We start from the raw sequence: 24,757 nt of genomic DNA, 5'->3' as shown, positions 1-24,757 counted from the left end.
TTGATTTCGATGTCATCAGAGACTTGAGCCAGGGAATTAATTCCCTGTCTAATAGCTCAAGTCGTTTAAAACCGACTATTTTGGCGGTACTTATTCGATAAATAGGATAATTTCTGATTTCGATGTTATCACAGTGCGTTTCAACGCACTTTAGCTATTAGACCGGAACTTCAGTTCCGGGCGGGTATGAAAGCTTAGTTACCAAGTGAAAAGGAAAAAAATATGTTAAACAACTCTTTTCTCCGTCAAACCGCGACAACTATTGTTTTTATTGATGCCTCCGTTTCCGACTATCAGACCCTACAAACAGGAATTATCGAGGGCGTAAAATCAGTTATTATTTCCCCAAATCAAGACGGGATTGAGCAAATTAGCCAAATTTTACAACAACATCCCCACATCACCACCATTCATATCCTTTCCCACGGTGCGCCGGGATGCTTGTATTTAGGCAATAGTCAATTAAACTTAACCAATATTCACAATTACACCCAACAGTTACAACACTGGCAACGTCAGAATATTTTACTCTATGGCTGTAACGTCGCTGCCGGGGACGCTGGGGAAGAGTTTATTAGAAAGTTACATGAGATTACCAACGCAACCATTAGCGCGTCAGCCACAAAAACGGGAAATGCAGCTTTAGGGGGAAATTGGGAGTTAGAGGTTAATATTCCTGAAAAGAAGGGGAAATCTCCGGTGTTTGGTGCAGACACTTTAGCTCGTTATCAGGGTATATTTGCATCCCCATTTGCGACGATTTTAACGGCGGTTTATGGGCAATTAACTGCCTTTGCTGGGTTAGAAAGTTTTTGGCAGCGTTTCGATGAGGCTTTTGGTAGTCAATATAATCGCGTCTTGGCTGAGTCGTTTCTTTCTCAATGGCAGATGGGTGATTTTAGCCAATTTCCCACGATTGAGGTGGTAAGTAGCGATGTTTTGGGCAGTGCCAATGGAGCTTACGCAATTAGCACGAATAAAATTTATTTATCAGGCCAGTTTGTGACAACGGCGAGTCAGCAGTCTTTATTAGCGGTGATATTAGAAGAATATGGGCATTTTGTGGATGCTCACATCAATACTTCGGATAGTGCTGGTGATGAGGGGGAATTATTTTCGGCTTTGGTGCGCGGGGTGAATTTAACTGCGTCTGATTTGGCTCGTATTCAAGCGGAAAATGATTATGCGGTGATTTCTATTGATGGGCAATCTATCACGGTTGAACAAGCGGCAACTCTGGTGGGTAAATGGGACAGATTAACGATAGCAAATGCGATCGCAATTGTGGGCAACTATGCTTATGTAGTGGGGGACAACTTAGAAGTCATTGACATTAGCAACCTATCTAGCCCTGTTTTTGTTGGAACTTATGAATTTACTGTAACTCAGGATAGTGCTGGGTATTACGCCAAGGATGTACAGATTGTAGGAAACTATGCTTATGTTGCTGCTTCAGGTTTTGGATTACAAATTCTGGACATCAGCAATCCCACAAATCCTACCCTTACAGGAACTTACAATACATCTGGTTCAGCTTCTGCGGTACAAGTTATAGGCAACTATGCTTACATTGCCGATGGACAATCAGGACTACAAATCATTGATATTACCAATCCTTCTAATCCTACTCTCAAAGGAACTTACAATACTTCTGGTTCGGCTTCTGCGGTACAAGTTATAGGCAACCATGCTTACGTTGCCGATGAACAATCAGGACTACAAATTATTGACATCAGCAATCCCACTGCTCCCACCCTTAAAGGCAGTTACGATACTCCTGACCTTGCTTGGGGTTTACAGGTAGCTGGTAATTATGCCTATGTCGGTGATTGGAGATCGGGACTACAAATCATTGATATCAGTAATCCTGCTCTCCCCCTTCTCAAAGCAACATACAAGCCTGATGACTTTTTTTGGGTAAAAAATATAAATGTGAGTGGTAATTATGCTTATACTAGAGGACAGGTTATCGATATCAGCAATCCTCTTAATCCAATCAAAAAAGGTGATTACGCATCTAGCTGGCCTGATGGCATAGACGTTTCTGGCAATAATCTTTATAATGCAGGCTCTGGGACTGGCTTGAATATTTTTGATATTAGTAATCCTGATTTTCCAGTCAAAAAAGGATTTTACGATACCTCAAGTGGGGAATCTGTAACGGTATGGGTATCGAATAATTATGCTTATGTTGGCAAAAATTCTTCGGGAGTACAAATTTTTGACATCAGTAATCCTTCTAGCCCAGCACTAAAAAGTCACTATGGCTCCTACAACTCTACTCCCAATGTAAGTTTTAGTGCAAAAGACGTAGAGGTAGTTGGTAGTTATGCTTATATTGCTAGTTGGGATCAGGGGCTAAAAATTCTTGATATTAGCAATCCCAATAATCCCATCTCCAAAGCAACGCTTGCTATTCCAGGTCAATATTACGGCACTACAGCTTTACGGGTAATCGGTAATTACGCTTATGTGACTAACATTAACTCAGGACTATCAATCATTGACATTACCAATCCTACGGCTCCTACTATCAAAGGAAATTATGCTGGTGAGGGTTATGATGTACAAATCATTGGTAACTATGCCTATATTGCTAATGGTTACTCAGGATTACAAATAGTTAATATTAGCAACCCAACGACTCCAACCCTCATCAGCAATTTTTTGGGTAGTGGTAGTTATCGTCAGAGAGGAATAGAAGTTGTCGGAAACTATGCCTATGTCGCTAGTGAAACCCAGGGACTTTTAATTATTGATATTAGCAACCCATCGGCTCCGACCCTTAAAGGAACTTACAATACACCTGGGGATGCGACCCGTGTATCTGTAGTGGGCAATTATGCTTATGTTGCTGATGGTATGTATGGGCTACAAATCATTAACATTAGTAATCCGACTAATCCGACTTTAGCAGGAAATTATGATACCTCTGGCTCTGTAGCTGATGTGAGGGTGATAGGAGATTACGCCTATGTTGCTGACGGAGATGGGGGGCTAAAAATTATTGATGTGAGTACGTTTACTAATCCTTCCATTAATCAAGCCCCAACTGACCTTACCCTATCCAATAGCGCGATCACTGAGAACTTGGCAGTAGGAACAGCGATCGGCAGTTTTACCAGCACCGACCCAGATACAGGTAACAGCTTCACCTATAGCTTAGTTACAGGAACAGGTGCAACTGATAATAGTTTATTTGCTATTACCAATAATCAACTCACAACCAATACTGTATTTGACTACGAAACCCAAAACAGTTACAACATTCGAGTTAGAACCACAGACCAAGGTGGGTTATCCTTTGAAAAACAATTAACTATTGGAGTCACTGACCTTAACGAAGACGAAAGCTTCATCACCACACCCCAACAAGATATCATAGATGCTCAAGATGGAAACGACACCATCACCAGCACCTTTGCCAATTTACAACAAAACGACACCATCAAAGGTGGTAATGGCACAGATACCCTGATCATCACAGGGGGGACAGTTGATGATAGTATCTCCATAGATACCAGTAACACCACCAATCAATTAGATATTCCTGGGACAACAGTATTCGGATTTGAACGCTTTGATTTAACTAGCTTTACAGGTACAGTCAGCTTTGATGGTACTACTGGTAATGATTGGGTTAAAGGTGGTACAGGAAACGATGATTTAACCGGTGGAGATGGTAATGACTACTTGAACGGGGGAACAGGTACAGACCTTTTAATCGGTGGTAAAGGAAATGATACCTTTGTCGTAGACAATATTGGCGATAACATTGCTGAAGGTTTAAATGGTGGTATTGATACCGTTGAATCTTCTATCACTTGGACATTAAAAGCCAACTTAGAAAACCTCACCTTAACCGGAACAACCGCTATTAACGGTACAGGTAATAACCTGAATAATATCATTACAGGTAACACTGGTAATAACGTTCTTAATGGTGGTGCTGGTGCAGATACTTTAATTGGTGGCGCTGGTAATGATTCCTACTATGTGGATAATACAGCAGATAGCATTACAGAAAATCTGAATCAAGGAACTGATACCGTTTTCAGCAGTGTAACTTACACCCTCACCACCAACGTAGAAAACCTGACTTTACAAGGAACAACAGCGATTAACGGTACAGGTAATGACCTCAATAACAGCATTACAGGTAATACAGCAGCTAACGTTCTCACTGGTGGTTTAGGAAATGATACCCTCACTGGTAATGCAGGTGCAGATACTTTAATTGGTGGTTTGGGTAATGATAGCCTGTATTTAGGTTTAAACGATAATGTTGTAGATAACGTTAATTACGTTCTTGGTGATGCTACAGATACAGTTTATCAATTTGTGCGCGGTGTCGGTGGTGATAAATTGAACTTTACAGGTATTGCCAATTTTGATGTAATTACATCAGGTACTTCTACATTAGTGCGAGTTGGGGATGGTATTGGTGGTAATACTGGTTTTGGTACTGGTCAGTTATTAGTGACCTTATCAGGGACATCAGGATTTACCAGCGCCAATGCGAACTTAAACCTCTTTGGTGGTAATTTCTTGTTCAATTAAAACGAACTTTAGCTAGAAGACAGGGAATAAATTCTCTGTCTTCCTGATTTATATTAAACACGGTTGAGACATGGACTTTTACAAAATTACGAAAAACCTAGATTTGTAGGGGTAAAGCAAGAGCTTCATTGGTGTCAACTTAACGCAAAATCTTCATCCCGCAAGAAACTCAAGTTCCTTGCTAATAGCGAAAGTCATCTAAAAGATGACTAAATACTAGGAAAATTCATTAGTCCGTTTTAACGGACTTGAGCTATGAGACAGGGAATTTATTCCCTGACGGGTGTGGAAGCCAAACAAATAAGCCGTGTTAAGTATACATCATCATCCCATGATGTTTCGCTAAAAAACGCAAAAACGCCAACGGGAAAAAAGAGATTTATGGTATTGACAAACAATTTTAAAAATGTTATCATAAAGTCGATAAGGAAGAACTATCTTATTGTTAATTAAGAATAGAATGACAATATCCCCGACTTCTCAAAGAAGTCGGGGATATTTTGATCTTTTTATGTTTCAAAGCACTCGTAATACGCTGGGAATACTGTCTATTGATTCCATTGCTTGAATTTCTGCCAAAGCTTGTCTAAAGTCCCCTTCCCGGACATTGTGGGTAACAACGACAATCTCGGCTAGTTCTCCCTGAAAGCCAGTTTGGACAACTGACTCTAAACTCACGCCATAATTACCAAAACAAGTTCCCAATCTCCCAATGACTCCCGCTTGGTCTTTGCTGAGGAAACGGGCATAAAACCGGGTTACTAACTCGGTAATGGGGGTAATTTGCGAGTAATGTTGATGTCTACAAGCGAGGAGAGAATTTGGTTTCGTGGTATTGGTTTTGAGGGTAGCAACAAGATTTAAGATATCTGATGATACTGCACTAGCGGTAGCCCCAGCCCCAGCCCCAGGACCGAATAACATCACTTGTCCTATCGGTTCTCCCTCGATCAGAATAGCGTTATAAACACCGTTAATACTAGCTAAAGGGTGGCTGTGGGGAACTAGGGTAGGATGAACTCTCACGGAAAGTTGGGAGTTATCTTCATCTAAATGTTGAGCTATTCCTAGTAATTTAATTACGAATCCTAATTTAGCAGCATAGGCAATATCTGTTTTTGTAACTTGACGAATTCCTTCACAATGGACATCTTCCCGATTGATTCGCCCGTCAAATCCTAAAGATGCCAAAATAGCAATTTTATCTCCAGCATCTAAACCATCCACATCCGCTGTCGGGTCAGCTTCAGCATAACCTAATTTTTGAGCATCTGCTAAGACATGATCAAATTCACTACCTTCTGTTTGCATCCTGGTGAGGATATAGTTGGTTGTGCCATTGACAATGCCCATGATAGCGCTAATGCGATTAACGCTTAAAGATTGTTTCAGGGGTTGAATTACAGGAATACCGCCACCAACGGCAGCTTCTAGCAGCACATAGACACCTGCTTCATTAGCAGCGGTGAAGATTTCAGCACCAAATCGAGAAATTACGGCTTTATTGGCGGTAATTACGTGCTTACCATTTTTAATAGCTGCCAACATGAGTGTGCGGGCGGGTTCTAATCCCCCCATTAACTCTACAACTATATCTACGGCTGGATCATTAACAATGGCTTCTAAATCCGTAGTTATCACCTCTGATGATAATTCTACAGCACGGGGTTTCGTGAGCGATCGCACACCCACCCGATATATTTCAATTTCCTGTAACAGCGGATGACGACCTACTTTGTCTTGCAACAATTGAACTGTCCCCGTTCCGACTGTACCTAATCCAAGTATTCCTAATTTAACAGCCACAGATTTTGCACCCACATGAAATTTACATAAAACAATTGTAGGCAGAGCCATAAGCCCTACCTACTAATTATCTGCTTTTAATTGTCTAATAACCAATGACCAATAACAAATGACCACTGACCAATAACAAATTAGTATGTTTCTACGTGCCAGCGGTGGGCTTTCTTGAGGTTTTTTTGGTAATCACTCCAAACTACACCTTCTTTGGCCGCAGCAGCACTTAAAGCTGCATCAATACCATCTTCCATACCGCGCAAACCGCAGATGTAAGTGTGGGTTTTTTCGTTTTTAATCAACTGCCACAATTCATCAGCGTGTTCCGCAACTCGGTCTTGGATATACATTCTGCCACCTGCGGGATTATTTTGTTCCCGGCTGATAGCATAGGTAAGACGGAAGTTTTTGGGATATTTCTCTTGCATTGCTTCCAATTCTTCTTTATAAAGAATATTGGGAGATGTTGGCACACCAAACAGCAACCAAGAAAATCCTTTAAATTGATATTCTGGGTTAGCTTTTCTTTCTGCATCCTTAAACATCCGCCACAGGTAAGTCCGCATTGGTGCAATCCCTGTACCTGTTGCTAACATGATTACATTAGCTTCAGGATCTTCAGGTAATAACATTTCTTTACCAACAGGACCTGTGATTTTAACATCATCACCTGGTTTGATTTTAGTCAGATAGGTAGAACAAACACCATAAACTGTTTCACCTGTTTCTGGATGCTTGTACTCTAACTGACGAACACATAGGGATATTGTTTTATCATCGAGATTATCGCCGTGACGAGTAGAAGCAATGGAGTACAGTCTGAGTTTTTCAGGCTTACCATTTTTATCTACGCCAGGAGGAATAATCCCGATACTTTGACCTTCTAAATACCGCAAGTTGCCGGCAGATAGGTCAAACTTGAGATGTTGAACAATCCCAATTCCGCCCTCTTTAACTAAGGTTTCATTAGAAATACACTTACCAATAAACGGAGCATTAGGACGATAAATGTTCACAGGAACATCAGCATGAGCATCTTTTTTAGCTTTTGCTTGAGTCATGGTCTGGCCTTTTTTCTCCTTAGCTGGTGATTTAGCAAAGCCTTTAGCTTCACTAGCATTACTTACAGGTGTGGCTTTACCATGTTCCTCTTCATTAGCATTTACCTCAGCTTTAACTTCTGTGCTAACGGGAATGTCAGCAGTTGCTAATTCAACTATTTCGTTGACTGGCTGTGAATCTCTGCTAACTGTAATCTCAGCAGCTACCAATTCAACTTTGCCGTTGACTTGCTCTAAAGCTGTAACAGGTTGGATACTAACAATTTTACCGCCCAGGCGAGTGATCCGTCGCATTTCTTGATTCATGCGGTTGTAAGGTACTCTGATGAATACACTGCCACTTTTACGAATGGGGTAGTTGGTCTGATCAGTTTCTTCAGTCTGACGCAAACCCATCACTTCGTAAACGAAGACGCGGCTACCTGATTCTATATTGGCAGCACCCTCAACAGCACCTTGATTGTACATTCCTTATACCACTCCGATATTTACTTAACCGTTTATCAAAAAAAATCATTCCCATCCTTCTGCGAGCTTTAGTTTACCGGATTTTCGGATCACAAAACTAGCCATCTGGGAAAACAACATCATTCATCATGATGCCTTGCTCTGTCCACTCGCCCAAGACCAGTAGGTATGGCAAAAAACACACCTGTTCACCTTCTAAATTAGAGGATAAGTCTTTGCGAGAATGTTAATAGTGAATCACTTTAATCTTTTTTTCCGAAAATACATAGTTTGAGACTTGTCAAAACAGGATTTTATAGTATATTGGCACTACAAAAATCCTGGGTATGAGGACAAGCCTTTCCATTCAGAAAATATCCCTAAAGAGTATATTATAACCTTGTTTGGTTACTGAAATAAAACCACTTGTCCCATTCTAGCATGACAGTGCGCTAACCTATTTTTTTCCTTCTTTCTTCTGACTGGTCACTGAGCGAAGTCGAAGTCCTAACTCCTATTTTCTCTCAAATCTAAAAAAAATGTATCATCTGTGGCAGAATGTTAAACAGATAATTGCTAGAGAACTAAATTCTTTCTGAGCATAAGTCTTGTGAGAGTACACCCCTTCTGTTAAAATTTAGGGCAACACTAAGATTAAATACTTACCAGCTATAAAATTAGGCTAATTAGGACGAGTAACTGCTATAGGCGGATAAGTTATTTGTTTAAATCTGTCATCGTTATGCTGGATAGCCAGAACGTGGGACGATACTTTTGGGGTAAGCTCCTAGATTCAAAATCTGCTGTGAGAAAAATTATTGATTGACACATTTAGTATTTAGAGGGAATTTATGACTAAGCCGGAACGCGTGGTACTAATTGGAGTAGCCGGAGACTCTGGGTGCGGTAAATCTACGTTTTTGCGTCGGTTGATTGATTTATTTGGCGAAGAATTTATGACAGTTATCTGTTTAGATGACTATCATAGCCTAGATCGTAAACAACGTAAAGAAACAGGCATAACTGCACTTGATCCCAGAGCAAATAACTTTGACTTGATGTATGAGCAAATTAAAGCTCTCAAAGAAGGTCAAAAAATACATAAGCCGATTTATAACCACGAGACAGGTATGATTGATCCACCAGAATGGATTGAGCCAAATCATATTATCGTCGTAGAAGGGCTACATCCCTTGTATGACGAACGGGTAAGAGCGCTTCTAGACTTCAGCGTTTACTTTGATATCAGTGATGAAGTCAAAATTGCTTGGAAAATCCAACGGGATATGGCTGAAAGAGGCCACCGCTATGAAGATGTTCTCGCACAAATCAATTCTCGTAAACCTGATTTTGAAAAATTCATCGAACCACAAAGAGAATTTGCTGACGTGGTTCTGCAAGTATTACCCACAAACTTAATTAAAAACGATACAGAACGTAAAGTTTTGCGGGTACGGATGTTACAACGGGAAGATAAAGAAGGCTTTGAACCCAGCTACCTGTTTGACGAAGGTTCAACAATTCAGTGGACTCCTTGCGGACGCAAACTGACCTGTTCTTACCCCGGTATGCAACTTTACTACGGTTCTGATGTTTACTATGGTCGTTACGTCTCAGTATTGGAAGTAGATGGTCAATTTGATAACCTCGATGAAATAATTTACATCGAAACTCATTTGAGCAAAACATCCACTAAATATCAAGGTGAGATGACTCACTTGTTATTACAACACCGTGAATATCCAGGTTCTAATAATGGTACTGGTTTATTCCAAGTATTGACAGGGTTGAAAATGCGTGATGCTTATGAACGATTGACAGCTAAAGAAGCAAAACTAGCGGTTCAAGTCTAAAACAGCAGTTTGTGTCAAAAATTAGTGGAGGGAACAGTTGAATGTGTTCCCTCTTTTTTATTTCTGATTAAATTTACATTTAACAGTAATTTTGATATTACTGCTAGTTTCTCCTGTGACAATATAAGGGATTCCTGTCATTCCTCCGACATTAACCCCAAATTCTAATGTAACTTCAGAAACTTCGGCTAAAGCTAAATCTTTGAAGGATTGAATAATATGTTTTGAATAGGATTGAATAGTTTTTTGGAGTTTGTCTCCCTGTTCTTTAATATTCAGTTTTTCATTCAGTTTTTCTAAGCCAAAACTGCGGTCTGCTTGTTCAGGGGTGGGAATTATAAAATCTAGGTTCTCGTTTTTTGGAGGTTGGGGAATAGATACAGCAATATTTTCTGATGCTTCAATATAAATAATTGTTCCGTCTTCTAGTTGAATCGGCGTTAGTTGTGACATAAAGGTAAATTATCTTTTAATTAAGTTAGTATTTATATTATCATCTAGCGGTTCTCGGTTTATCTCGTTACCGGTTTCTGACTGGGAATGAATTCTAGAAGGCTCTGTCTTCAATGAGATTAGAGGCAGAGCCTCATCAACTGCATTCCTAGTCAGAGACTAGGAACGAGATAAATACTCCGCAAAAGAAGAGAAGAGGAAACTAAGCAAGTTATAATTCATTCATTATTGCCTTATGAACCAACCCATAACGCAGTGAAACCCAACAAAATCAATGATTGTCCCTAATGTGGAATAAATTGGATAAGTTTCTGGTAGACTACTTAACCAAAACCTCTTTAAATTGACCATTTTCAATCTTATACATACAATATGAACTATTAATATTAGATTGATACAAATAGTCTTTTTCCTTTGACCAATTTAATCCATAGCCAGAGGTTTTTTCAACAGGGAGTGTCAGAGTTTTCAAATTCTTGAGAATTTCTGATCTTGTCGGTTCATTCGATGATTTATTAATAGCTCCAATGAATGCTTGGGTTGCATCATATCCAGTCATGGTACGCCAATAAATATTTTTTTGTTGCCATCTTTTTATTGCACCTTTCATATATAAAGATGTTTTGTTTACACAAGGTGTGGCCAAACTTGCACCCTCAACAGCATCACCTCCTATATCTAAAGTTGGCTCTTCAAAAACAGACATAGCGAATATTATGTTCAGTTTTTTGGTTTTTTCTTGACTCGCTCTTGCAAAAGCTCTTAATATTGAACTTGTTTTTACACCAGGTATTAAAACAACTGTTTTTATTTGGTTTGAGATGATATTATTAATTTCTACATCAATATCTGTTGGACTTGTTTGTTCCCGATCAAAAACAGAAGTATTATTAATATCAACTTTTCCTCCTAAATCATCAAAAGCTTTTATAAAATCTTCTTGCAAACTTTGACCATAAACACTTTTCTGATCGTAAAAAATTGCTATACTATCTGAATGTAAAGTATTTTTGATATACTTTGCATAAAGTTTAGCTGCTTCTGTTGTAGTTTGGATAACTCGAAAAAATACATTGTCCTTCAATTTGCTGCTAGAACTTGTAGGAGATACTATTGCTAATCCTTTTCGTCTGTAAATGGGTATTGCTACCTCACTACTCTCACTTGCATGATGTCCAATAATTCCTAAAATATCTGATTCATTAACTAACTTTTCTGCTACTTTTTTTGATATTTGTGGTTCATTACCATCATTCGCAATAACTATCTCTAGCAATCTGCCATTTTTTCCTCCACTTTTATTAAATTCATCTTGAGCATCAGCTACACCCATAAAAATTTCTTTGGACGTAGATCCGTAAAAATCAATTCCAGTTACAACTGCCAGTTTTAAAGGTTTTCCTTTCCCTGTTGACCTAGCTTTAGTATTATTCAAATATATTTGGGGAATTGGGTCAGTACGATTAGCCTCTGTAGCTAAATAAAAAAATTTCTCTGCATTTTGATAATCTCCTTTTTTAAAATATTCGCTTCCCTTATCCAGATGAAAATTTATATCATCAATAAATATTTTCGATTGTTCACCACTAGTTTTAATATTTCTAACACATTTATCACTCCCTTCTATTCTTTCTCCAATAGGACAAAAAGCATATTTATACTGATACCAACTAAATGCACCTATAAGTCCAACTACCACCCCTGTAGCAACACTTGCGAAAACCACAAATATATTCTTAATATTTTTTTTATATTCTAATTTTTGAGAATCATCTAAATACCGTTTATCTAAAGAGCTTAATCTTTTATCTTTTGCCCAAACTGTAGCTTCTTTTAACACCTTACCTTTTAACAGGTACTTATGCGAATAATCTGATTTTACCCAATCATTCAAAGACTCAGAATAGGGACGTAAATCAGCTAATTGATTATCAATCCATTGTTGATTAAAAACTTCTCGATAAATGGGATTATAAATCTGTAAATAATTATTTCTTTTCACCACTAAACCCGATAACTGTAACTTTCCTTCCTCTCCAGTATTCTGACTAACTATTTCTCGCTGTTGATAAATCTTTTGATAAATATCTAATAATTCACCTACCATTTGTTCATCAATTAAAATGCGTCTTTCGATGGTGCGTAAATGTTCCGTTTCATCTTTTACTTGCCAATTTTCAATAATATTAGTTCTAATTAAATTATCTAACCATTCTTCTTCATTTCCTTCAGATAAATCAGAAGAATTTAAAACTAAAATACAGACTTTTTGAGTTAAAAAAGGTTGTCCTCCAGTCCAATTTAAAATTAATTCTAATAACTTTTCCGGTTGATTGGTTTTAACACTTAATCCCTTTGCTAATGCTTGAGATTCTGCAAAGGTAAAACCTGTTAATTCTACTCCATAACCAATATTAAAGGGAGTACGATTTTTATCTTGAATTAAATCGCTGGGAGTCGCTACACCTAATAATACAAAACTCAGACGATTATATTCAACATTATCAACTCGACGATTATAAAAAGAGCGAATTAAAGCGAAAAAATCATCTATATTAAACTGTAAACTGATGATACTATCAATTTCATCTATAAAAATAACGATATTTGAATCAACATATTTTAAAAGAATATCTCGCAGAAAATTACCAAAGAAATTTACCGCAGACAAAGATTCTTGATCATATTTATCCCACCAACTGTCTATATCACATTTTTCATTTAATTCAAAGGTATTAATTAATTCATTAATAATTCCTGCATACCATTGTAAAGGAGTAATATTGGCTGAACCAATATCAGTTAAATCAATAGCAGCACAAGCAAATCCATCTACTTCTTTAAGTCGTTTCATTGTTTGAACTCTTAAAGAAGATTTACCCATTTGTCGGGAGTTTAAAACATAACAAAATTCTCGCTTTTTTATAGCCTGATATAGTTCATTATCGGCTTTTCTGGTAACATAAGTAGGCGCAGAAGCTGGGAGCGAACCACCTACTTGATATTCATAATTAACTGAGTTTAAATTTTCCATTTCACTTGTTGAATACTAATAAATTAGCGTAGCTCCTATGCTATAGCGGTTCTCGGTTGAGTGAGATATAAGAACCCCACCCCCAACCCCCTCCCCGCAAGCGAGGAGGGGGCTTATGATGTATCTCATTCAAGTGCATATCGTTATATTATAATCTTCAGTAATTGGACAAAAATATTGACAGTCATTGCGAGGGAAGGCAAGCAGTCACAATCCTTGGAATTGCTTCATTTCACTTCGTTCCATATGGCTAACGCAACGCTTACGCAATGACATTGTGTAATTAATTCTGTCTCACTACTTATTATTGAAGAATTTCGGTAACAATATCTTCTGGAGGTATTCCTGCTTGAATTAAAGCATTTGTTAATCCTTGCTCAAAATTATCATCTTCAATAACAATTTTATCATTTAGTAATCTAGCATGGAATAAAATAGTATCAGTCCAAGTTTGTTTTTCCCAACCTGTCATAATAATCAAAAATTGTCCTGATTCTTGATCACAAACTGAACTAAGTTTAAGTTTTTGTAATCGAGGTTGAATAGCAGATTCTTTTCTTAAAACTTGGGTTAAAATCTGAGTATACTTTAGTGATTTATCCATTGTAAAATTACCTCATTTTCAGGATCAAAAACAATTAGATTAATTTTATTACGTTTAATAACCAATTGAAAAATAGGTTTTTGAAAGTGTTTTGAATAAATAGCTTGACTAATTCCTAAAAAAAGTTTTCGTTCTGGTTCTTGTTCTTCTAAAGCCCATTGATAAAGTTGAAGTTGTCCTATGGTTTTTTCTAGTTCACTGATTACAGAAGGAGCATCAAAATCTTTAATTTCGATGGCAATTTTTTGGTCTTCTTTATCAGCACTGAAAAATTTTTCTGCCCCTAGATCGGCTTTGAGTAATGTTTTTTTTAGTGCTAAAATTAAGGGATCATCGGTAATTTGCCAACCATCCTTTTCTAAGGTATGACGTAATGATAAGTGTAAATTATCTCTCCTAGACATTTTTTTGTTAACTGTTGGTTATTTAGATTCCATATCTACTTTCATAGCACTTTGATAAGTAAGATAATACGGCTCTTGCGTCTCTTTTATGGTGATTGAGGATCGATGATAACAAAACCCTTACGGGACAAGAGTTATAAACAATTATTTCGATATTTTCAATGAAATGCCTACACAATAGCGCTTTCAATGATTTTGAACCAGGCTTTCCATAAAAATAACCAAAGAACCGATAATACTTGCATTATATACCATGACAGGACTTTGACAACTATTCTATCAAACATCATGTAACAAAACTTTACTATTACCTAAATTTTGCTTTTTAAATGACATCAATTAATCTTGCAAGCGATCGCCAAAATAAAGCCGATATAAATTACATAGTGGAATTACCTTATTACCTTTTGATTCTGCCAATCCCATGCTTTTTAATTTAAAAGCATAAATCGGTTCTAAGGTAACGGCATCATCACTATTAACCAATTTTAACATAGCTGATTTTAGTTGTTTATTTTCTTCCAAAATTAAAAGATGACGATACAAATGGTCTTCATATAATCCTTCTTCAGTGGGAGCAATTGCTAAAAATTGCTTTAAAGTTAAGTCGCTAGTAGCAATATGATATAATGCCGTTCTCACCAAATAAGGATGACCGTCAATCATCCCCATTAATTGCTTAATTTCTGTATCTGACCATTGTAATCCATGTCGTTTAACTAAATCCTGAACCTGTGCTAAACTAAACTTATTTAAATCAATTGGTAAACCCACATTAAAAGGAGATTTATTCACATCCAAAGAAATATAAACTTCCTGAGAATGGGAAATAACTAATCTCAGTTTTTGCCAAGTTTCATTATTTTTGCCTTTTTCATGCCATGAACGTAACATAGTGAAAAATTCATCAGCAATTTCACTATATTGAAAGATTCTATCTACCTCATCTAATCCTAGAATTACAGGCTGTTTCAATTCTTTTAAAAGATAGGATTGGAAATAATTTGTACAATTAGTTTGACTGCTATAACGTTGAGGTTTCCAATATTGATCTATCTTTTCTTCAATCCCTAATTCTAAACTGACATTGGCACAAAAAGACTCTAGAAAACTATCCAGATTTTTAAATAATTCTCGACTCCATAAATTAATAAATCCTGTTTGATAACCTTGCTTTTCTCCTTGATGTAAAATCCTACTCATTAATGAAGTTTTCCCCATTTGTCGAGGTGCTTTAATCCTAATTAATGCCCCAGGTTTTACAATAGCAGTGTAACAGGTAGCTTCAATGGGAGGACGTTCAACATAGAAAGGGGAATTTAGAGGAACTTGACCATCTAAATTTTCAAAAGGAATATTAATATCTCTTGGTTGAATAGGTTCAGATTTCGACTCAGGTACACCCTGAATAAAAGCTTTTTTAGTCGTTGCATCTTTTGTCCTCAAAACCGGAGTTAAATGCTCTGGAATATTTTCCATTTCAATGGCATTACATCCTAAATCAAAAGCACTTTTAATTGATTGTCCTGCAAATAAAGTATCGTAGAAACCAATAGCAAATTGTTTAGCGGCTTGATCACCAATTTTTTGATTCATCCCGACGACATAATTAACATAAGGATAAATACCTTCTGCTTGTACATCTGAATAACAAGCATTGAGAAAAACACAATCAATAAAAAAGATTTCTTGTAATGCTTTAAACAATTTGGCTAAAGGAGCAACTTTGACTAAAAAGGCTTCTCCATTATCTGCCATTAAAGCTAAACCCTGTTCTCCTCCACCATGTCCTGAGAAATGCACAATATCTGGCTTATGATCTAATAGGGTACGACGAAATTCTTGAGGACGGACTGCTTCTCCTATACTAATTTCAAATTGTTCACGGTTTAGGGAACGCTCCCAAGCACTTTTGATTTCCCTCACTTCCTCACTTAAACGCAACGGTTTTGTGTTGGTGGGGTTAGCGGTTAAAATAAGAATTTTTTTCATCACCGTCGTTTTATAAAGATATAGTTACCAATACTGTGTATGTGAAGTATTGTATCCTTTATAGTTACCAAAACCGTAACGGTGATCAAATCTCAGGCTATTTAGAGGTTGTTTGAAAAGTATTATATGAAACCCATAATCTCCAAAAACCTAACCCCCCTTCCCCCATTCCCTTGTAGGGAATGGGGGTTTTAAAGCCTCTCCCCTGGTAGGGGAGAGGTTTGGAGAGGGGTCTGTTTACACATTAAAAACTTTTAAAACATCCTCTTAGAACTTGAACAACAAGATCCCCGACTTCTTTGAGAAGTCGGGGATCTGAGTGCCTCTTGTTATACATACAAGCCTTTAGACACTGGGATAAAAGATACTTATTGCAAAAACTGTAATTATTGTTATGATTTCAGAAATTAGTAACTAATGTATTTCATTAGTGAAAAGAATCTATCAGGAGGAAATTCCTTTGTCTCGACGCTATTTATTTACTTCCGAGTCAGTTACAGAAGGTCATCCAGATAAAATTTGTGATCAAATCTCGGATACCATCATTGACGCGCTATTAGCAGAAGACCCTAATAGCCGTGTAGCAGCAGAAGTTGTAGTCAATACTGGTTTGGTGCTAATTACTGGAGAAATTACCACTAAAGCTCATGTCAATTATGTCCATCTTGCCCGTAAAAAAATTGCGGAAATTGGCTATACTGACGCTGGTAACGGCTTTTCTGCGGATAGCGCTAGTGTTCTAATTGCCTTGGATGAACAGTCAGCGGATATTGCTCAAGGTGTAAATACTGCTAAAGAAGCCAGAACCGAGGATAGTGAAGAACTATTCGACAAAATCGGCGCTGGTGATCAAGGGATAATGTTTGGTTTTGCTTGTAACGAAACCCCAGAACTGATGCCTTTACCCATCAGTTTAGCACACCGCATTGCCCGGAGATTGGCAGGAGTTCGCAAAGCTGGTATTCTCCCTTACCTGCGTCCTGATGGTAAAACCCAAGTTACCATTGTTTATGAAGATGGCAAACCTGTAGGCATTGACACCATCTTAATTTCTACCCAACATACAGCTACCATTGGGGATATTACCGATGATGCTGGGGTACAGGCTAAGATTAAGGCTGACCTGTGGACAGAAGTAGTAGAACCTATATTTGGTGATATTGCTATCAAACCAAGTGAGGAAACCAAGTTTTTGGTTAACCCCACTGGGAAGTTTGTCATTGGTGGACCCCAAGGAGATTCCGGTTTAACAGGACGGAAAATCATTGTTGATACCTACGGTGGTTATTCTCGACATGGTGGTGGTGCATTCTCCGGTAAAGACCCCACGAAAGTAGATCGTTCTGCGGCTTATGCGGCTCGTTATGCAGCTAAAAATATTGTTGCGGCTGGGTTAGCAGAAAAATGTGAAGTGCAGCTAAGTTACGCCATTGGTGTAGCGCGTCCTGTCAGTATCTTTGTTGATACTTTCGGTACAGGTAAAGTGGATGATGAAATTCTGTTGAACTTAGTCAAAGAAAACTTTGAACTCCGTCCAGCGGGAATTATCCATGTGTTCAATTTACGTAACTTACCAAGTGAAAGAGGCGGACGTTTTTATCAGGACGTTGCGGCTTATGGTCATTTAGGAAGAACTGATTTGGATTTACCTTGGGAACACACTGATAAAGTGGATGTATTAAAGAAAGCGGCGTTTGCTTAATCAGTTAGTTTGATAACAAGATTTACTTTGAGGTTATAGACAATTTAATTATCTATAGCCTCTTTTTTGAGAATAGCCCGCCTAGAGTTTTAACGCCCACCAGCCAGGGAATAAATTCCCTGTCTAAAAGCTGAAGTCGGTTTAAACCGACTATTTTAGCATAAATAGGATAATTTTTTTATTTTGAATTAAATAGAGTGCGTTTTAACGCACTTTAGCTTTTAGCCCGGAACTTAAGTTCCGGGCAGGCAGGTTTGTTATTAATCCCAATCAGGGAACATAGCTCCATCTTCGCCACCAATACCAATCCCTGTGTTATATATGCCAGCATCGGTAATGTTAAGATTGTCCATTGATGCTTGATAGACGTTGGAATCATTGACTGTGGCGCGGGTAAGATTTGCGCCGTTTAAATTGGCTTTTTTCAAATTGACGTTGGTAACAAAGGCTGATGTTAAGTTAGCACCTGCTAAGTTTGCTCCGGTCAAGTCAGCACCTTCTAAGTTAGCATTTGTAAGGTTAGCACCCTGAAGATTTGCGCCTCGCAAGTCTGCACCAATTAGATGAGTGCCACTGAGGTTGAGTCCTGATAGATTACACTGGATACATTCTCTAGTTGACAAAAGTTTCTGTAAATCTTTTTGGCTTCCAGCTTGAACTGAATTAGCTAGAAACAGGGGAGTTATCAAGGCCATAGCGGCTAATAGTTGAAGTTTCATACAATTTCCCCCTCTCACAATATAGTTATGTCTGTTCTTGTCCTCACGAACTCATTATCTCACTAATTGGCGAAAAAATGTTGATTTAAACTACAAGCTTGATATTTCTTTTTATAAATCAGCAATTGGGAATAGACAAGTGGTAAACTTTGTCAATTCGTAAGTCCTAGTTTTTTATAGTGGTTTTTGTTAAGATTGATGAAATTTTTCTGGTGAAATACCACTATGGCTTTATATGCAGAATTACATCGGCATTTAGGTGGTTCCGTTGTCCCTCGTGTCCTATGGCGATATTTCCAGCGTCATAATACTGAGTTGATTTCTCGCTTTGGTGAATATGCAGAGTTTGAAGATTTTTATACTCGTCCTCGTAATACTTTGGATGAATATCTAGAATTGCATACCCTTGTGGAAAGTGTGCAAACGGTGGAGACTTTACCTTACTTCATTTACCGCTTATTACGCGGTGCATATATTTTTGAGAATTTGGCTTATTTGGAATTACGCTATACTCCCTATTTGCGAACTCCTGAACATTTAAGTCAAGGTGAAAGAATTGATAAGATGGCGGAGATTGTAGATGTTGTGGGTAAATCTAGTCATGTACCCGAATATCCCATTGTTACTAGTCAAATTCTTTGTATGCACTCCCGTTTATCTTTTGAGGTAAATAAGGCAATTATTGATTTGGCGGCGCAAAATAGAGAATATGTCTGTGCGGTAGATATGGCTGGTGGCGATCGCTATTATGCCCAAAGAATGGCAGAATGGATCAGTTTATATAATTACGCCCATTCACTGGGTATTAACACCACGGGGCATCTTTATGAAACTAAGGATGGTTGTTATCCCGAATTGTTACCCTATTTAATGCGAATTGGTCACGGTATCCAAATTCCGCTTTTATATCCTGAATTGCTGCCAGAAATTGCCAGAAGAGGACAATGTTTAGAAGTTTGTCCGACAACTTACTTGAAAACAGGAACTTTACAGGATATTCGCCAACTCAAGTTAGTTTTTGACCGCTGTTTTGCAGCGGGAGTTGATATCGCTATTTGTACGGATAATGCGGGATTACATAATATGCGTCTCCCGTTTGAATATGAAAATCTTTTGACTTACGACATTATTAATTTTCAACAATTACAAGCTTGTCAAGATGCAGCTTTCCGCCATGCTTTTGCTTGGCCTCACAGTCAACGTCCAGCATCTTTGTTAACTGGGTTGTTGAAGTAGGGAACAGGGGAGTTGGGGGAGTTGGGGAGTTGGGGAGTTGGGGAGTTGGGGAGTTGGGGAGTTGGGGAGTTGGGGAGTTGGGGAGTTGGGGGAGTTGGGGAGTTGGGGGAGGCAAGATTCTTTTATCCGCTACCTCCGCTACCTCCGCTACTTCCCCTACCTCCCCTACCTCCCCTACCTCCGCTACCTCCCCTACCTCCCCTACCTCCGCTACTTCCCCTACCTCCGCTACCTCCGCTACCTCCGCTACTTCCCCTACCTCCGCTACCTCCCCAACTCCCCCTACCTCCCCTACCTCCCCAACTCCCCCTACTCCTTTAACCTTCTACGCCTTCTGTAGCACCACCAATGGATTTCCAGGCTGATAAGCCACCGCCCAGTTCAGCTACTGTGGTAAAACCGAGGAATTGTAAGGTTCTCACAGCTTGGGCTGATTGGCTGTCATTTTCGCCATAAACATAGATTTGGCGTTCTCTGTAGAGGGATATTTGGGCGCGAGATTCTAAGTCATTGAGGGGGATAGAAATCGCTCCTGTGATGCGGCTATGATTGTATGTTGAGCGATCGCGCACATCAATAATTGTAAAAGCAGGTTGACCCCATTGAAGACTTGTCTTTAAGTCATTAACATCAGCAACTAAATCAATACTCATAAGTTTTTTCTGCGGCTAATATCATCAGAAATCTACCAAATATCTCTTCTTAATGCGGATTTCTTTAGAATGACAGCAGATTCTAAAAATTAATCTTTTGTAATCATAATATTGTAAGCTAATGTTCTCTAGATGCAAAAAATACTTAATTTTTAATTTTTAATTGTTAATTCCTCCTATGGTATCTACTATTCAAGCTTTACCAACAGAAGTTGTATATTTAATTACGGCAGGAGAAGTAATTGATTCTTTGGTAGCTGTTGTCAGGGAGTTGGTGGAAAATTCTCTTGATGCTGGGGCAACGCGCATTGTTGTTTCTTTATGGCCGCAACTGTGGCGAGTTCGGGTGGCTGATAATGGTCATGGGATGAATTTGGATGATTTGCAACAAGCCGCAACTGCACATAGTACCAGTAAGATTCATTCTAGTGCAGACTTATGGAAGATTAACAGTTTGGGGTTTCGGGGTGAGGCTTTACATAGTTTAACAACTCTGGCAAATTTAGAAGTTTTAAGTCGTCCTTTAGGGGGAAGTGAAGGCTGGCGAATTAATTACAATAATGAAGGAGAAGTAACAGAAGTAGACTTTGCGGCGATCGCTCCTGGTACTGTCGTAACAGTTAATAATTTATTTGCTAATTGTGAAAACCGTCGTCAAGGTTTACCTCCGACAAATCAGCAATTAAAAGCTGTACAAGGGATAATTCAACAAATAGCTTTATGTCATCCTCATGTTAATTATCAAGTTTGGCAAAATGATAAAGAATGGTTTACGATTTGTCCCGCATTAACTGTGGGAAAACTAATTCCCCAGATTCTCACCCAAGTCCGACAAGATGATTTACATGAGGTAAATTTAGAAATCCCCAATCGGGAAAATTGGTCTTTGCATTTAGTGATAGGATTACCCGATAGATGTCATCGTCATCGTCCTGATTGGGTGAAAGTGGCAATTAATGGGAGAATGATTAAATCGCCGGAATTAGAACAGACAATATTTTCAGCTTTTCATAAAACATTACCACGCGATCGCTATCCTGTTTGTTTTTTGCATTTAACTATTTCCCCTGAACAAATTAACTGGAATCGTAACCCAGCGAAAACAGAAATTTATCTGAATGAACTACCTTTTTGGCAAGAACAAATTACTGAAGCCATTAATAAATCATTGCGGATTTCGGAAACTAATATAAAAGAATCTGTTCACACAACCAGAGTTAGTAATTTATTAAAAGTAGCAGAATCTAAAGGTGAATATAATTTCAATTCTCAAAGTTCTCAAAATTGCCAAAGTAATGAAAATCAAAATTATTTAAAAGCTATTGCTCAAGTCAGTAATACTTATATTGTGGCTGAACATTCTGGAGGAATGTGGTTAGTAGAACAACATATAGCCCATGAACGAGTATTATATGAACAATTATGTGATAATTGGCAATTAGTCCCTGTGGAAACTCCAATTATTATTTATCAATTATCACCAGCGCAGGTTTCCCAATTACAACGGATTGGTTTAGATATTGAACCTTTTGGTGATAAACTTTGGGCAGTGCGAAACATCCCTAATATGTTAAAACAACGAGAAGATGCTGCTGATGCCATTTTAGAGTTAAGTTGGGGAGGAGATTTACAAACTGCTCAAGTTGCTGTTGCTTGTCGGAGTGCAATTCGCAATGGTACAAAAATGAGTTTACCAGAAATGCAGACCTTATTAGATAATTGGCAACAAACCCGCAACCCGCGTACCTGTCCTCATGGTAGACCAATTTATTTATCTTTGGAAGAATCGGCATTAGCGCGGTTTTTTCGCCGGAATTGGGTAATTGGGAAAAGTCATGGGATTTGAAGCTTATCAGAGTATTATTTTAGTCCCGTCCCAATTTCAGCGCGGAAATTGCCGTTTTAAAGCTGCAAAAACTGGACAAGGGGCTGATGTTTGTAAATTCTCCGGTTTACTCCAGGTAAAGGGGGCTTTTTGAGCCGCAGACATCCATAAAAGTTTTTTGGCTCTAGTCATGGCAACATAAAGTAAGCGATATTCTTCGGCGATTTTCAGGTATTTTGATTCTTCCCAAGCTTGAGGAATATCAGGTATAGGTTTTTTGTGAAGTCCCGCACGAATTTGGGCGCGGACGACTTCTGATAAAGTAAAATCACCTAAAAATTGTCCTTGGGGGGGAATCCAAAATCTGCCAGGAATTAAATTTTCATGAAGAAAAGGCAAAAATACATAATCCCAGTCTAGCCCTTTGGCTTTGTGCATGGTAATAATTGTTAATTGCCCGGCTTTAGTATATTGTGCTTCCACATTTTCTGGTTCTACAGATTCAAATCTTTCGGAACTGACAATTTCACTTAAAGCTAATATCATTGCCCCCATAGAACTATTCCCAAAAATTTGCAAATTTACCCGTTCTGCAAGTTTATCAGCAGTAGCCAATTCTGCTTGATCATATTTTAAAGTTAAGGCAAAAAAGGAAATTATTTGATAAAATGGTAGTTCTAAATAAGCCCTAAGTAAACTTCGACAAAGATGAGCTGCTTTTTGGACTATTTCTATTTGGGGTGCGCTTAAAAGACTTGGATATAAAAATTCTTCGGGTAGACTAGCTAGAGTGTTAATATCTTGAGTCGGAATTAATTGCCGTTCGACGAGAACATCTAAAGTAGCTTTGAGATAATCGGGAGAATGGGGACGCTCACAAAACTGCAATAATGATAAGATCTCTTGAGGAACATGAGAACGGCGTTCTTTTTCTCCCACATCATAAAGTTTAATTTTATGTTCTTTGCATATTGGTTCTAAAGCCGCAGCTAACCATCTTCCTTGACGATTTTCTCGCACTAATATCGCTGCACAAGCTTGGGGATTTTCTGTAAATAGTTCAATTGCTCTTTGGGAAAGTAATTCAACTGTATGATGAATATCTCTAGGAGTATAAAGTTCCAAACCTTGTCCCACCGGTTCAGGATTGCCATTTTCTTGATTAACTGGTTGAATTTTCTGAATTCTAAATGGTGGTTGTCTACGATTAGTTTTGGCAAAATCCTGATTATTTACCCATTCTAAAGCAAAGTTAGCCGCATCAATAATTATTTGTGTACTACGACCAGCTTGATCCATTTCTGCCAGTCTATCTTGAGTTTGACAATCTTCACAAAATTCCCGAAAATAAATCGGGTCAGCAGGTGTAAAAGTGGAATTAATCGCTTGATTAGGATCACCAACTCTAATTAAATTTAAGGCTGATTTATCTAAGTTATCTCCAAATTCTTGACTAGCGAGTATTTCTAATAAATCTGTTTGTAGGGGACTAGAATCTTGAGCTTCATCTTCAAAAACAGCAAAAACTTTATTTTGTTCAATCCGGCAGGTACTAGGATTTTTTAAAACTTTTAAAGCCCCTAAAATCATATCATCGTAATCAATGAAATCTTGCAACTGCATGATTTTTTGATATTGTGCATATAATCCGGCTGCGACTTTCAAAATTCCATATTTATCTGAAGTTTGTTCACTCCACTTGAATAAATCTGCGGGTGATATTCCTGAACTTTTCGCTTCATGAATCACCGTATAAGCTAAATCTGGTAATACTTCCGTTCTTAACACTGACTGACGACGGAGTTTTTCGGTTTCTTCTCCATCAAATTGCTGTCCTGCAAGTAAGCGCAGATAAATTTCAGGATAATTAGTAATCCATTGTTCTACGGCTGTGCGAATGAATTTATGACTTTGATTTGGTGTGATTAAAGTCGCATTTTCTAACTGTAACCCTGACAAATTCGGATAACGACTAGCGATAATTAAGGCTAAACCATGCAAAGTATAAACTGCAAATCCTGTTTGTGGTAAAGATAATTTTTTTAAATTTTCCCGAATTTTAAATTTAATATTTGCAGTTGCAGAACGGGTAAAGGTGACAACAATTAACTGTTTATAATCCTTATTGCCCGTATTTAAATAATACTCATATTGACGAGCAATAGCGATCGCTGCGGCTGCCGCCATCCCCGTAGATTTGCCCGCCCCAGGCACAGCAGACACAGCCAATGCTCCCCCTCTCCAATCCGCCATTTGTGTTTGTCCTGGGCGAAGCTGGGCGCGAATGGTGGCGATATTCTCTGTTAATTTAGTCAGTGGTGATTGGTCATTAGTCATTAGTTTTTATACAAGCTGTGTAATTTGATTTAAGTTAATATCCTCAATTAGAGGAGTAGGTTCATTACATCATACGG

15 protein-coding genes are annotated in these 24,757 nt (G+C 38.2%); 5 read left to right on the top strand and 10 right to left on the bottom strand.

Annotated elements, in window-relative coordinates; genetic code table 11:
• Positions 1-222 precede the first annotated feature (222 nt).
• Positions 223-4,560: a DUF4347 domain-containing protein gene (locus tag FJR09_RS00945; RefSeq protein ID WP_168653999.1), complete on the top strand. Its 4,338-nt coding sequence runs from the start codon at positions 223-225 to the stop codon at positions 4,558-4,560.
• Between the two features lie 516 nt (positions 4,561-5,076).
• Here FJR09_RS00945 and FJR09_RS00940 read toward each other — a convergent pair.
• Together FJR09_RS00940 and petH are read right to left on the bottom strand one after the other, a co-directional pair.
• On the bottom strand, positions 5,077-6,366 hold the full coding sequence (locus tag FJR09_RS00940) for a homoserine dehydrogenase (RefSeq protein WP_168653446.1): 1,290 nt from the start codon (positions 6,364-6,366) through the stop codon (positions 5,077-5,079).
• A 131-nt stretch (positions 6,367-6,497) separates the two neighbouring features.
• Positions 6,498-7,889 carry a ferredoxin--NADP reductase gene (gene petH / locus FJR09_RS00935; RefSeq protein ID WP_015080197.1) on the bottom strand — a complete coding sequence of 464 codons (1,392 nt, stop codon included), beginning with the start codon at positions 7,887-7,889 and terminating at the stop codon, positions 6,498-6,500.
• Positions 7,890-8,719: 830 nt separating this feature from the next.
• Here petH and FJR09_RS00930 point away from each other — a divergent pair.
• Positions 8,720-9,721 carry a phosphoribulokinase gene (locus FJR09_RS00930; protein ID WP_015080196.1) on the top strand — a complete coding sequence of 334 codons (1,002 nt, stop codon included), beginning with the start codon at positions 8,720-8,722 and terminating at the stop codon, positions 9,719-9,721.
• A 57-nt stretch (positions 9,722-9,778) separates the two neighbouring features.
• Here the strand turns inward: FJR09_RS00930 and FJR09_RS00925 are convergent, their stop codons facing one another.
• The 5 genes from FJR09_RS00925 to FJR09_RS00905 form a co-directional block, all read right to left on the bottom strand.
• Positions 9,779-10,174, bottom strand: a complete 396-nt coding sequence (locus FJR09_RS00925; RefSeq protein ID WP_015080195.1) for a CU044_2847 family protein — start codon at positions 10,172-10,174, stop codon at positions 9,779-9,781.
• Positions 10,175-10,493: 319 nt separating this feature from the next.
• Positions 10,494-13,208 carry an AAA-like domain-containing protein gene (locus tag FJR09_RS00920; protein ID WP_168653436.1) on the bottom strand — a complete coding sequence of 905 codons (2,715 nt, stop codon included), beginning with the start codon at positions 13,206-13,208 and terminating at the stop codon, positions 10,494-10,496.
• Positions 13,209-13,512: 304 nt separating this feature from the next.
• Positions 13,513-13,812, bottom strand: coding sequence for an element excision factor XisI family protein (locus tag FJR09_RS00915; RefSeq protein ID WP_015080193.1), 300 nt, complete (start codon positions 13,810-13,812; stop codon positions 13,513-13,515).
• Positions 13,797-14,216 (bottom strand): XisH family protein, encoded by a 420-nt coding sequence (locus FJR09_RS00910; RefSeq protein ID WP_015080192.1) that lies wholly within the window; start codon positions 14,214-14,216, stop codon positions 13,797-13,799. Before FJR09_RS00910 ends, FJR09_RS00915 begins: the two co-directional genes overlap by 16 nt.
• A gap of 339 nt (positions 14,217-14,555) precedes the next feature.
• A complete protein-coding gene (locus tag FJR09_RS00905; protein WP_168653437.1) occupies positions 14,556-16,208 on the bottom strand; it encodes an AAA-like domain-containing protein in 1,653 nt (550 codons plus the stop codon).
• Positions 16,209-16,668: 460 nt separating this feature from the next.
• On the opposite strand from FJR09_RS00905, the gene metK reads away from it, so the two are divergent.
• Positions 16,669-17,910 carry a methionine adenosyltransferase gene (metK, locus tag FJR09_RS00900; RefSeq protein ID WP_015080190.1) on the top strand — a complete coding sequence of 414 codons (1,242 nt, stop codon included), beginning with the start codon at positions 16,669-16,671 and terminating at the stop codon, positions 17,908-17,910.
• A gap of 260 nt (positions 17,911-18,170) precedes the next feature.
• Here the strand turns inward: metK and FJR09_RS00895 are convergent, their stop codons facing one another.
• Positions 18,171-18,629, bottom strand: a complete 459-nt coding sequence (locus FJR09_RS00895) for a pentapeptide repeat-containing protein (RefSeq protein WP_015080189.1) — start codon at positions 18,627-18,629, stop codon at positions 18,171-18,173.
• Between the two features lie 225 nt (positions 18,630-18,854).
• On the opposite strand from FJR09_RS00895, the gene FJR09_RS00890 reads away from it, so the two are divergent.
• A complete protein-coding gene (locus tag FJR09_RS00890; protein ID WP_015080188.1) occupies positions 18,855-19,865 on the top strand; it encodes an adenosine deaminase in 1,011 nt (336 codons plus the stop codon).
• A 317-nt stretch (positions 19,866-20,182) separates the two neighbouring features.
• On the opposite strand, the gene FJR09_RS00880 is transcribed toward FJR09_RS00890, so the two are convergent.
• Positions 20,183-20,518 (bottom strand): rhodanese-like domain-containing protein, encoded by a 336-nt coding sequence (locus tag FJR09_RS00880; protein WP_015080187.1) that lies wholly within the window; start codon positions 20,516-20,518, stop codon positions 20,183-20,185.
• 178 nt (positions 20,519-20,696) lie between these two features.
• On the opposite strand from FJR09_RS00880, the gene mutL reads away from it, so the two are divergent.
• Positions 20,697-22,364 (top strand): DNA mismatch repair endonuclease MutL, encoded by a 1,668-nt coding sequence (gene mutL / locus FJR09_RS00875; protein WP_168653438.1) that lies wholly within the window; start codon positions 20,697-20,699, stop codon positions 22,362-22,364.
• 36 nt (positions 22,365-22,400) lie between these two features.
• Here mutL and FJR09_RS00870 read toward each other — a convergent pair whose 3' ends face one another.
• Positions 22,401-24,680, bottom strand: a complete 2,280-nt coding sequence (locus tag FJR09_RS00870) for an ATP-dependent helicase (protein ID WP_168653439.1) — start codon at positions 24,678-24,680, stop codon at positions 22,401-22,403.
• Positions 24,681-24,757: the final 77 nt, after the last annotated feature.

Origin of the sequence: Dolichospermum sp. UHCC 0406, from assembly GCF_009712025.1 — a bacterium.
GTDB classification, from domain to species: Bacteria; Cyanobacteriota; Cyanobacteriia; order Cyanobacteriales; family Nostocaceae; genus Dolichospermum; species Dolichospermum lemmermannii.
Note: the sequence above shows the minus strand (reverse complement) of the source record. Positions and strands in the feature narration are given on the sequence as shown.